Below are 13,316 nucleotides of genomic sequence, written 5' to 3'. Positions count from 1 at the left end.
GTCAGAGAAATAAATGAGCCTTTATTTAGATTACATCGAAGAAATCAAAGTAAGAAAAACCGAAGGGTTAAACCCTAAGCCAATTGATGGTGGTGATTTGCTTGCTGAGGTTATTGCACAAATTAAAGACACCTCAAATGAATTCAGAGAAGACTCTCTTAAGTTTTTCATTTACAACACGCTTCCTGGCACAACCAGTGCTGCTGGTGTTAAAGCTAAGTTCCTAAAAGAAATTATTCTTGGTGAAGCTAGCGTTGCAGAAATCACAGCTGAATTTGCATTCGAACTTCTTTCTCATATGAAAGGCGGCCCTTCTATTGAAGTGCTTCTTGATTTAGCCTTGAGCGACGATGCTGCTGTATCAAGCCCTGCGGTTGAAATGTTGAAAACCCAAGTATTCTTGTACGATGCTGATATGGCCCGTATAGAAGAAGCCTTTAAAGCAGGTAACGCAAACGCGAAAGCGCTTTTAGAAAGCTACGCACAAGCTGAGTTTTTCACTAAACTACCTGAAATCGATGAAACCATTGATGTAGTGACTTATATTGCTGCTGAAGGTGATATCTCTACCGATTTGTTATCGCCAGGTAACCAAGCTCACTCTCGTTCAGACAGAGAGCTACACGGCAAGTGTATGATTACCCCTGAAGCGCAACAAGAAATTCAAGCGCTTCAAGCAAAACACCCAAATGCAAAAGTGATGCTTATCGCTGAAAAAGGCACTATGGGTGTTGGTTCATCCCGTATGTCTGGTGTTAACAACGTAGCGCTTTGGGCGGGTAAACAAGCAAGTCCATACATTCCATTTGTAAACATTGCCCCTGTTGTTGCAGGTACTAATGGTATTTCGCCAATCTTCCTTACTACCGTTGGTGTAACAGGTGGTATTGGTCTTGACCTTAAAAACTGGGTTAAGAAAGTAGACGAAAATGGCAACACAGTAAAAGACGCCAATGGCGACCCTGTACTTGAAGAAGCGTATTCAGTTGCAACCGGTACGGTATTAACGATTAATACTAAAGAGAAAAAGTTATACAACGGCGACCAAGAATTAGTTGATGTATCTTCTGCCTTTACTCCGCAAAAAGTAGAGTTCATGAAAGCAGGCGGTTCATACGCCATTGTATTTGGTAAAAAACTTCAAACCTTTGCTGCAGAAACACTCGGTGTTGAAGCGCCAGAAGTATTTGCACCATCAAAAGAAATTTCTTACGAAGGTCAAGGCTTAACGGCTGTTGAGAAAATCTTCAACAACAACGCAGTTGGTGTTACTTCTAAAACAGCGTTACATGCAGGTTCAGACGTACGTGTTAACGTTAACATCGTAGGTTCACAAGACACCACGGGCTTAATGACTTCTCAAGAGCTTGAGTCAATGGCTGCAATGGTAATATCACCTATCTTAGACGGTGCTTACCAGTCTGGTTGTCACACAGCTTCAGTCTGGGACAAAAAAGCACAAGCTAACATTCCTAAGCTAATGAGCTTTATGAATAAGTTTGGTCTAATTACGGCTCGTGATCCTGAAGGCGTTTACCCGCCAATGACAGACGTAATTCACAAAGTACTTAACGATATTACAATAGATGACTCGGCCATTATTATTGGTGGTGATTCTCATACTCGTATGTCAAAAGGTGTCGCGTTCGGTGCTGACTCAGGTACGGTTGCTCTGGCATTAGCCACAGGTGAAGCAAACATGCCTATCCCTGAATCGGTTAAAGTGACCTTTAAAGGTAAAATGGCATCACACATGGATTTCCGTGATGTTGTACATGCTACTCAAGCGCAAATGCTTAAAGAGTTTGGTGATAACGTATTCCAAGGCCGAGTGATTGAAGTACACATTGGTACTTTGCTAGCTGACCAAGCCTTTACCTTTACTGACTGGACTGCAGAAATGAAAGCGAAAGCGTCTATCTGTATTTCTGAAAACGATACCCTAATCGAGTCATTAGAAATTGCGAAAAGCCGTATCCAAATCATGATTGACAAAGGTATGGATAACAAAGCACAAACTCTTCAAGGCCTTATCGACTTGGCGAACAAGCGTATAGACGGTGTTAAATCGGGTAGCCAGCCTGCGCTAGCACCAGATAACAACGCAAAATACTTTGCTGAAGTTGTTGTTGACCTAGACGTTATCAACGAGCCTATGATTGCTGACCCAGATGTAAACAACGAAGATGTATCCAAGCGTTATACTCACGATACTATTCGCCCTGTTTCTTTCTATGGCGCAACGAAGAAAGTCGACCTTGGTTTCGTTGGTTCTTGCATGGTTCACAAAGGCGATATGCAAATCATTTCGCAAATGCTAAGAAACATCGAAGAACAAAATGGCAGTGTTGAATTTAAAGCGCCATTGGTTATTGCTCCGCCTACATACAACATTGTAGATGAGCTTAAAGCTGAAGGTGATTGGGATATTCTTAAGAAGTATTCTGGTTTCGAATTTGATGACAGCAAGCCTAAAGAAGCGGCTCGTACCAAATACGAAAACATCATGTATCTTGAACGTCCTGGATGTAACTTATGTATGGGTAACCAAGAAAAAGCAGAGAAAGGTGATACCGTTCTTGCAACTTCTACCCGTCTTTTCCAAGGCCGCGTTGTTGAAGATACCGATGAGAAAAAAGGTGAATCACTGCTAGCGTCTACCCCACTTGTTGTTCTGTCAACAGTATTAGGCCGTACGCCAAGTATTGAAGAATACAAAGCAGCAGTGAAAGGTATAAACCTAACTAAGTTTGCACCACCACTTCAAGACTTAAACACTGAACCTTCTAGTGCACCTATGGGCACCATAGGAAATACTTATAGCGTTGATCTGAAATAAGATTATTCGCTAACAACAAAGTTAACGCCAAAACGCCATCTTCTACGATGGCGTTTTTTATTTTAATCTCTCTATATTCCACAATTTCACGTCTTTTCAACTACAATTAACCTCTATTTGATACAAAACACCATTCACAAATTGTTATGAACTCCACCCCCAAAAAATTATGAGGAGGTTAATGTTTAAGTTTAAAAGTGCGTTCACAAGAAGACAAAACCATGGCATTGCTTTTTTTTTGGTGGTGATATCTATGATCGTGTGGGTTACCCATAGATTAGGCTATATGGACATCGAAAAAGATTTGTTCGCATCCAAACCAGAAAACGTAGTGAGTACTATTTTTACTGGAAACGTGAGTGGCTCCATTGTCGATATTAAAGGAAACAAATCAGTTGAATGTAAATTATCAGACAAAACCGAGTACAGTGTCTGTGGAATTAGCTTTGCACTCGGTGAGTCAATTAGCGATGGCCTCGACTTATCATCATTCAACTCTATTGAACTGAATATTGCTTACCAAGCTCCATTTGAAAACCCAAAGTTAAGAGTGTCCTTTAGAAACTACAATGACGCTTATTCATTTGAAGATGATTTTGTCTCTCTTAAATTTAATTCCATCGTTTACTCGCCGTCAAACCACCCGCCCCCTATCAAGGTACCTTTATCAGCGTTTCATGTTGAATCTTGGTGGATCGATCAATACAGAATTTCGTTTGATAATGCCATGCTCGATTTCACTAATATTGCTTACATTGAAGTGGTTTCTAATTCACTTTCAGAGTTAGGCGATTATCGCATGATAGTTAAACAAGCGAAGCTTCATGGTCAACTAGTTTCTGAAGGTAGCTTGCTTAAACTCATTCTTTTATTTTGGTTAGTCATCATCATATTACTTATTTCTATGCAGCGAAATAAGCTAGATGTTATGTCAAATACAGACGCATTAACTGGCCTTCTGAATCGAAGGGGCTTAGATAATTGGGTCGAAAAGTATCAACACTTTCTCTCTAAAAAAACCAAATTAGTCATGTTTTACTTCGACATTGACGACTTCAAAAAAATCAATGATACCTATGGTCACCTAGTGGGTGATGAGATCCTACGTGGGTTTTGTGACAAAATGTCAACAATCATAGAGCCTCATTTAAAACAACGCTATAGTTATGCATTTTGTCGACTCGCAGGTGATGAGTTCGCACTACTGGTAAAAGATATTCGATTAGCTGATACCGCTCCTATCGCAAAAGAAATGATACAGTCTCTGGCTTCACCTCTAGTACTCAGTCAACACATTATCAAACTCAATGTGAGTTTAGGTATCGCTGCATCAGATGCATCCTCTAAAACCTTTGATGCGTTAATGGTACGTGCTGATTCAGCCATGTATCTTGCGAAGAAAAATGGTAAAAACCAATTTAAGCTCTTCGATGAACAAGCGGCAAGCGAGATGTTATTTAGAAAAAAAATCGCAGAGAACCTAAAAAATGCGATTGAAGACAATGCGTTTACGCTCAATTTTATGCCTATTTTTGACACAAAAACTCTTGTTATCGTTGGCTGTGAAATACTCATCAGATGCAAAGCCAAAAGCCTTGAAGGTATCGGCCCAGATCAGTTTATTCCAATTGCTGAACAATATGATTTGATCCAAACCATAGATTTATGGGTGTTAGAATCCACAATTCAGCTTATCGCCCAACATCAACAAGCACTGGCCCAAAATACGTTTAAATTTTGTATTAATATTTCCGCGTTAGAACTAAAAAATAAACATTTTGCAAAAGCAATTGCCGGCTTGCTAAAAAAATATTCTCTAGCCGCCTCTTTTATCGAATTAGAAGTAACCGAAACCAGTCTCGTAGAAGTGGACGAAATCAGTATTACTATATTAAATGAGTTAAAGCAGTTAGGTATCTCTTTAGCGCTAGATGATTTTGGCACAGGCTACACAGCTTTTAGTCAGCTTATTCGCTACCCTGTAGATAGTTTAAAAATTGATAAATCATTTATAGACAATTTAAATTGTCACACTGAGGCTCCTAAAACCACGGTCAATGCTATATTGTCCATTGCTAAGTCTTACAAGTTACTCACTGTTGCCGAAGGGATTGAATCTCAATCTCAAATTGATTATTTAAAACATCATGGATGCGATAGATTACAAGGTTTTTATTTGTCTAAACCTCTATCATGGGACGAAATGTTAACCCAACTTAACAGCCAACCATAAAGCACTTCTTTATCTACTGTGAAAGTTTTGTTATAAAAAAGAACAGCTTGCGTTTTCATTCTTTATAGAATCGGTAAACAACTCACCATGCTTAACGCTAGAGTTAGTGTACATTACCCGATATGAAATAATTACAATGAACAAAAAGGCATTCTGTAAAACCGCACTAGCACTAGCCACTACTGCGCTATTTTCAGCAACAACCTCTGCTCAAACGTTTTCTACTGACTTTGAATTTGTAGACCGAAGTGGCGAGTTCACTTTAAATGACTCTGGTAATACGGTCACTTTTACCGGTGGAGCAGTAGATGTTATCAGTGTAGGCTTTCTTTACCGAAGTGGTATTCACTCCTTTTTGTTTCAACAAGGTAGTGCAGAGATAACATTTGAAGAGCCAGTTCAAAGTGTAACGTTTTTCTTAAGAGATAGAACTGAAGACGTACAAAGCACAATAAACATATTTGAATCCGATAGTGTCTCTCCTTCTCTAACAGTGCAAGGAAACAGAGATGCCTTTACCGAAGTAACTTTTTCTTCAGACGTTGGTATAACACGAATTCAAGGTATTAATAATACAGATGAATACGCTGCAATTGATGACTTTAGCTTTGTAGATTTTGCTCAAGTCGTCGACCCTGATGCACCGATAGCTCTGGACGATCCAATTCCGGATCCTATTCCTTCAAGTGGTATAAGTTTAGATTTGGAACTCATTGCTGATACCCTGACGTCTCCCATTATTGGGGTTACTGCACCTGGCGTTGATGGCTTTTTCTTCATCGCAGAGCAAGACGGTAATATTTGGGCTCTTAACGAACAAACCGATGAAATCAGTTTAGTCATATCATTAGCCGACCAAATCGTAACCGGTGTAGAACGTGGGTTAATTGGATTAGCATTCCACCCAGATTTCTCATCGAACGGCTTACTTTACACCCAAACATCACAAGTAGTAGATGGAACCATCGACTTCTTACCTACAATAGATAGTAATGAGCTCGATAACATATCTGTTATTACTCAGTGGACAGCATCAACAAACGACGCTACAGGTATTAGTATTGATCCGAGTTCAGCGTCAACGTTAATGACCATAGGTCAACCTCAAGGTAATCATAACGGTGGCGCCTTAGTTTTCGACAACAGTAATAACTTACTTATTGCCGTTGGTGACGGTGGAAGTGCTGACGACCAAGGCACTGGCCATAGCGAAGGTGGTAATGGGCAAGACTCCAGCAATGTTCTCGGTTCGATATTACGTATTGATCCCCTTGGTGTAGATTCTGCCAATGGAAATTACGGTGTGCCCGCTGACAACCCCTTTATTAATGACGAAAACATACCCAATGAAATATTCACTACCGGATTAAGAAACCCTTTCAAAATATATTTTGATTCCGATACATCAACGCTTTTTGCCGCAGATGTAGGGCAAAACAATGTTGAAGAAATTAATATTGTAAATTCTGGAGACAATTTTGGTTGGCCTCAACGAGAAGGGCCATTTGGCTTCTTTAACAATGGCGAAAGTGCCGGTTTCGTATTTGACCAAGCAGCCAGTGCGGATTTTGTTGAACCTATTGCCGCTTACGACCATGACGAAGGTATCGCCATTATAGGCGGTGTAGTCTATGGCGGAGATATTGACGACAATTTAACTGGACGATACGTTTTTGCAGACATACTCGGCCGTGTTTTCTCGTTAAATGAAAGTAATGACATTGAAGAAGTTGCTTTGAATGACAACCCTATTGAAGGACAAGGGATCTTAGGTTTTGGAAACGATAACTCCAATCAGCTATTTATCTTCACACGAGATTTTGAAAATAATGTTGGTCGCGTATTCAGAATCAATAACACTGAGGTAGAAACGCCTGCTCCTGCACCAGAGCCTAATCCAGAACCCACTCCAGAGCCAACACCTGAAGTCACACCTGAACTAGTCTCCGAGTCTTCTGGCGGCGGCGCGTTAAACTTATTCTTCAGTTTCTTTCTCTTAATCGGAATATTTTTAAAAAGAACAAAACGCTAAGCGAATATCTCCTCACATAATGTTTCCGTGATTCAATCGTTATACACATATTGAATCACGGCGTCCCTATTCAATTTATTTTAAATAACAAATAGTTAGCTCATCCCGTAAAATTTTTTATCATTCTGAATTAAGTTATAACTTTATCTTTTTAATGTGACACAAACGCTTTTACTTCGTTATAGATTCGAGATAACTAACCAATATGCTAAGTACATCCAATTGTATTTCTTAATACACGGATCAAAGACTAATTGATTTTAACTTTTAATTTACCGTCGAGAGCAACGACCATGAAAACTCCTTTATCTCAGTCAGAACAGATCCTGCATGTTCAAAATTCACCCAAAAATCTCTTTTTCAAAAAAGCAAAAACTTATGCTTGTGTAGCCGTATCCCTTGCCATAATTAGTGCTTGTAGCAGTGACAGCGACAATGCCACAGTGTTAGAAGATGACGTTGTTGCAGAGCAACCAGTAGACGATAACGCCGGAGTATCTGAAACAGAACAACAAGTTGCAGAAGTTACCGCCATCGCAGCACTGGGCGCCGCAGAAGCCAACAGAACATTAGAAGATTTTACCGGTAGCGATCGTAGCTTCAGAGACGAGTTGAATGTTTTCTTACCAAGCGCAATAGACGTTGATGAAGAAAACTTACGTGATAACACTCGTGCTAATGTTACCTTGCCACTTTATCAAGGTATTGGCCCTTCAGGTGAAGAAACCTATTTCATCATTACAGAAGCGTCAACCATTGAAACTGCCCAAGCCTTGGGTGCAATTCTGGCGCCTAAACTACGCTACGGTGCTTTGCCAGCTGCAGCAGATGCAGCTCAGCGCGTTAGTGTTAATGATGATGGTCGCGTCGTATTCCTTGGAGACGTTGATTTCAGTCCAGAACGTATTTTGACCCCAGGTGAAGATACACCTTTCCCGCCAGCCATTGCACAACCAGGAGCTGTGGGTGATGCCGAGTATTCTTCCCTAGCCGTTCTGCCATCAGGCGCAGTATTGAATATCCAGATCGTTGCAAATGCATCTGGTAATCACGACAGAATCATTGATATCAACACTGAAGAGCGTTGGGTCCAGATGGAACTACTTGACGGTTGGCAAGGTGGTGACCGTTACTACTACCACTTAGTTACCGATGCGTCAGATCCTGTTCCAGCGACTATTGAATTAGGTGTGTATGCACCGCGTTTAGCTAATCTACCTGTTTTTGGTGATAGCTCGTTAGACGGCGAAAGTGTATTACTTGGTTTCTCCCCTAATACCAATGGCTTAAATGTTACTGAAAACAGCGTTGGTGGTATTAACCGTCAAAGCTTAACCTCTACTATTCTTGACCAAGATTTAGACCCTGTTAACGTATTTCCTTTTGATCCAAACAACGAATCAGAAGAAAACAACAACTACTCTCCTTTCTGGGATGCTCACTTAAATAGCTGGACAGACGAAGCCATTGCCGCAGGCAGACGTCGTGCCATTCGCAGCTTCGAAGACTTACAAGACCTCATTGCTGCAGGCGATATCGTGAGTTTTGGTGGCAGCCCTGGTCAAGAAAACGATTTCGTATTCGGACTACGAGCATCAAACGCTGTTATTAACTGCCCAGTTATTATGCAGCCGTTCGAAGGTTCTGATGAGCAAGTATTAACTGCTGCTGAAGAAATCACCCTACTAGTTGAAGCTGCAGCGGAAGAAGCTGGCAAAACAGTCGCTGACTTCACCGGTGCTGATCGCACCTTCTCTGAAGATTTAAATGTGTTCTTACGTAACACAGTTTCTATCGATGCTATCAATCTGCGTGATAATGAAGCAGCAAATGCCACATTGCCTCTATTCCGCGGTATTGGTCCAGAAGGTGAAAATGTTTATTACATACTGACTGAAACATCTACCTTAGAGACCTCAGATATTGCAGGTACTATCTTAGCGCCTAACTTGCGTTTTGGAGCCCTTCCTGCAGCAGAAGCAGCAGCACAACGAGTAACCATTAACGACGAAGGTTTAATGGTATTTAGAGGTACTGTAGATTTCGCACCAGAGCGCATACTTGAAGGTTCAGCTTTCCCTCCAACCACAGCTCAAGCTGGTGGCTTAGGTGATGATGAATATTCTTCGTTAGTCGTTCTGCCTAGTGGCCTAGTTGTAAATGCGCAAATCGTAGCGAACGCAACCGGTACCCATGACAGAATATTAGGTGCGGACTTAGATGCTCGTGAAGTAACCTTCCAATTGCTTGATGGCTGGCAAGGTGGCGATTCTTTCTATTATCACTTAGTTACCGATGCATCAGACGTAGTACCTGCGACTATTGAGCTTGGTGTTCATGCGCCAAGAATGGCTAATTTACCTACTTTCGGTGTAACTGGACCAGACTTACAAGGTACCAGTGAAGGTAGAGAAAGCGTATTACTAGGCTTCTCACCGAATACTAATGGTTTGACTATTTTTGATGATGGTCTAGATGAAGATGATATTAACCGCCAAGGTCTTAGTTCAACGATTGTCGATGACGACCGTGACCCTGTGAATGTTTTCCCGTTTGATCCAAACAACGAAAGCGAAGAAAACAACAACTATTCACCTATGTGGGATGCACATTTAAACAGTTGGACAGAAACGGCAATTGCCAATGGTCAACGTCGCGCTATCCGTGGTTTCGAAGATTTACAAAACCTTATGGAAGCAGGCCTAGTTGAAAGCTTTGCAGGTAGCACCGGGCCAGAGAATCCATTCTTATTCGGTTTACGTGCATCTAATGCCGTTATTAACTGCCCAGTTATTCTTCAGCCTTTTGAAGGTGAATTGGAAGCGGGTGAAGTGTTTAGCGATGCACCTTTATCTCCGTTAGAAGAAGCAACGCTTATTATGACATTGTCAGCTCAAGAAGCCGGCCGTGATTTAGAAGACTTCAATGGTTCAAATCGCTCATTCCGCGACGAGCTTAATGTTTTCTTACCTAGCGTTATCGATGTTGATGAGCCTAACTTAAGAAACAATGAACTTGCAAATGTGACATTACCGATACATGAAGGTATTGGTCCAAATGGTGAGCCCACGTATTACATCATTACTGAAGCTTCAACCAGTGAAACTGCTGAAATGTACGGTGCAACATTATCTCCAAACTTACGTTTTGGTGCCAGTGAAGCAGCAAGAGATGCAGCTCAATATGTTCAAGTTGCAGGTAACGGACGCATTATCTTCCGCGGTGACGTTGATTTCTCCCCAGAGCGTATTCTAGAAGCAGGTGATGGCGAATTTGCGTTCCCACCATCAGTAGCTCAAGCTGGCGCAACTGGTGATGATGAATACTCATCATTGGTAGTATTACCTTCTGGCACAGTTATCAATGCGCAAATTATTGCTAACAGAACAGGTCTACATGATCGTATTTTAAGTATCGATACCGAAGCCCGTACAGTAAATATGCAACTGCTCGATGGCTGGCAAGGTGGTGATCGTTATTACTATCACTTAGTGACTGACGCATCAGATCCAGTACCAGCGGCAATTGAGCTAGGTGTTTACGCGCCTCGCCTGGCTAATTTACCTGTTTTTGGTCAAAGTAACGGTGAAGAAGGTTCCGTATTATTAGGCTTCTCGCCAAATACCAACGGTTTAACTATTAGTGAAGATGGAGCAACTAAAGCGAACCGTCAAAGCCTATCATCAACTATTCTTGATGATGACTTAGACCCGGTTAACGTGTTCCCATTTGACCCTAATAATGATGTTGAAGATGGCAATAACTATTCGCCATTTTGGGACGCACATTTGAACATGTGGACTGACGAAGCGATAAACGGCGACCTTGGAGATCAGAGACGTTCAATTACAAGCTTCCAAGATCTCAATGAGTTGATCAGCCAAGGCTTAATTAGCAGCTTCTCTGGTAGCCCTGATATCCAAAGTAATCTTTTACCTGGCTTACGTGCTTCTGGTGCAGTCATTAACTGCCCAGTTATCATGCAACCTTTTGAAGGTGAAAACGACGAGTAAGTTATTAACTGAAAACTAAAAAGGGCTGCATTCGCAGCCCTTTTCTTTTTCTCCTATTACTCAAGGTACTTACCTCGAAAAACGCCTTATAAATCAACAAACGTGATAAAAGACGTTAAACTATTGTTCTTTCAATACTAAAGGCGCATAAAAAAGGGGGGATCAACTTGCTTAATGCATTACATCAATTAGCCAAACGCATCTATTTTTTTAGACGTTTATTTTTAGTTTTGGCGAACATCGCCGCCGTTTTTTTTATACTCGCTATCACAAGTAATACCGCTATTCAGGATATCTATTTACAAGCAAGCGTCGTACTATTTGGCTGTTTTTTTTGCTTATACGGGATTGCAAATGGCTTTATTGTTTTACCTGATCCAGTAACAAGAAATGATAAATTTTTACTTAGACTTCAAAAAAGAATCAAACTCTCCATGGCCTTTTTATTTGCAAGTTTGTTTATGGTTTGCACTCTAGGCTTAGTTTACGTTAGTTACTTAACTGTAAAACTATCAGTCACAAACCTTTGAGGGATTCGAAAACTCAACTTCACTCATGTATGCAACACTTTTTTTCTACTGCCATCAAAGATGAATTTGTACCTAATTATTAAATGAAATACACTAAATCATGAATTAGATTCATAGATTAACTAAGAGCATAAGCATGTTAGAACGGGTTCATTTAGAAATATTAGCAGCAGTAAAAAAATATGGAACCTTAACTCAAGCGGCAAGTGCTTTGCACTTATCTCAATCAGCCTTGAGTCACAGTATCAAAAAACTTGAAGGACATATAGGCACAGCAATTTGGCAAAAAGAAGGCAGACTTTTACGTTTAACTGATGCGGGACATCGCGTGTTAATATTATCAGAGCGCGTATTACCTCAATTCGAACATACTGAATTATTGCTTAGCCATGTCGCGAAAGGAGAAATCGGATCTCTTAGAATCGGTATGGAGTGTCACCCCTGTTACCAATGGTTATTAAAAGTCATTACCCCCTACTTAGCAAAATGGTCTGGCGTTGATATAGACGTTAAACAAGCCTTTCAATTTGGCGGATTAGGCGCATTATACAACTATGAAATTGATATGTTGGTTACCCCAGATCCACTATTTAAACCGGAATTGAATTACATTCCTGTATTTAATTACGAGCACCGTTTAGTAGTCAGTAACTCTCACGATCTAGCACAAAAAGCCTTTATAGAAGCCAAAGACCTTAGCGAAGAAACTCTTTTTACTTATCCAGTCGAACCCGAGAGGTTAGATATCTTTAGTCAATTTTTGCACCCTGCAAAGTGCACGGTGAAAAAACACAAATTAATAGAAACCACCGAAATAATGTTACAGATGGTAGCGGCTAAACGAGGAGTATGCGCCCTACCTGGATGGCTAGTTGATGACTATACAAATCACCTACCAGTAACCAGTGTTCAAATTGGAGAAAAGGGAATTCAAAAAGATATTTACTTAGGAATAAGAAAAGGCGAAGACGAGGTTCCTTACCTACAAGATTTTATCAATATTGCCAAACGAACCAGTTAACTTAGCGATTAGTATTTACACAGAAGGCTTATATAAAAGAAATAAACACATATTAATACAATCTCAGTAGTTATCAATAATTGCGACGTAACAAGCAAAACTTGCGGCCAACTTCCTTTACTCACTTCCTTGACAGTCGCGAAATACCTTCTACGCTAAACCTTGTAAGACCTAATAATAACAATAATTAAATAAACTTAATCATTTTAAACACTTTACATTTACAGAGGCCACTTATGTTTAAAATCATAGTACTCCTAAATTTACTCATCTTTACCAACATTGCGCTTGCTGAACCCGTTGTCATTGTTAACACTGGTAACGCTAACGCTATTGATGCAAAAGTAGTTAAACGTATTTTTTTAGGGAAAGAAAAAAAGTTTGCTGACGGTTCTGAAACCGTTCCTGTAAACCAAGCCGCATCGTCTGCAACAAGACAAGCCTTTGATTCAGAAGTGTTAAAGCGAAGCACTACTCAGGTAGCTGCTTATTGGTCCAAGCTTGTTTTCACAGGAAAAGGCATACCTCCTAAAGAGCTTGGGAGCGATGCAGAAGTCATCGACCTAGTATCTGCGAATCCAAGCGTTATCGGATATGTCGATAGAGCATCAGTGACTGGTGCCGTTAAAGTAATAGAACTGTGAGGAC

Annotated in this window: 6 protein-coding genes; all 6 read left to right on the top strand. The window is 40.6% G+C overall.

The features are described from left to right. Window positions 1–13: 13 nt before the first annotated feature. The 6 genes from J3L16_RS09880 (at window position 14) to J3L16_RS09855 (ending at window position 13,312) form a co-directional block, all read left to right on the top strand. On the top strand, window positions 14–2,839 hold the full coding sequence (locus J3L16_RS09880) for a bifunctional aconitate hydratase 2/2-methylisocitrate dehydratase (protein WP_207612816.1): 2,826 nt from the start codon (window positions 14–16) through the stop codon (window positions 2,837–2,839). A 181-nt stretch (window positions 2,840–3,020) separates the two neighbouring features. Further along, window positions 3,021–5,072, top strand: coding sequence for a bifunctional diguanylate cyclase/phosphodiesterase (locus J3L16_RS09875; RefSeq protein ID WP_207612815.1), 2,052 nt, complete (start codon window positions 3,021–3,023; stop codon window positions 5,070–5,072). Between the two features lie 136 nt (window positions 5,073–5,208). Continuing rightward, window positions 5,209–7,104, top strand: coding sequence for a PQQ-dependent sugar dehydrogenase (locus J3L16_RS09870; protein WP_207612814.1), 1,896 nt, complete (start codon window positions 5,209–5,211; stop codon window positions 7,102–7,104). 293 nt (window positions 7,105–7,397) lie between these two features. After that, a complete protein-coding gene (locus J3L16_RS09865; protein WP_207612813.1) occupies window positions 7,398–11,117 on the top strand; it encodes a hypothetical protein in 3,720 nt (1,239 codons plus the stop codon). Between the two features lie 666 nt (window positions 11,118–11,783). Continuing rightward, window positions 11,784–12,668 (top strand): LysR family transcriptional regulator, encoded by an 885-nt coding sequence (locus tag J3L16_RS09860; protein ID WP_207612812.1) that lies wholly within the window; start codon window positions 11,784–11,786, stop codon window positions 12,666–12,668. A gap of 236 nt (window positions 12,669–12,904) precedes the next feature. After that, window positions 12,905–13,312, top strand: a complete 408-nt coding sequence (locus tag J3L16_RS09855; protein WP_207612811.1) for a phosphate ABC transporter substrate-binding protein — start codon at window positions 12,905–12,907, stop codon at window positions 13,310–13,312. Window positions 13,313–13,316 lie beyond the last annotated feature (4 nt).

The organism is Alteromonas sp. 5E99-2 (assembly GCF_017368475.1).
Classification (GTDB): domain Bacteria; phylum Pseudomonadota; class Gammaproteobacteria; order Enterobacterales; family Alteromonadaceae; genus Alteromonas_F.
Note: the sequence above shows the minus strand (reverse complement) of the source record. Positions and strands in the feature narration are given on the sequence as shown.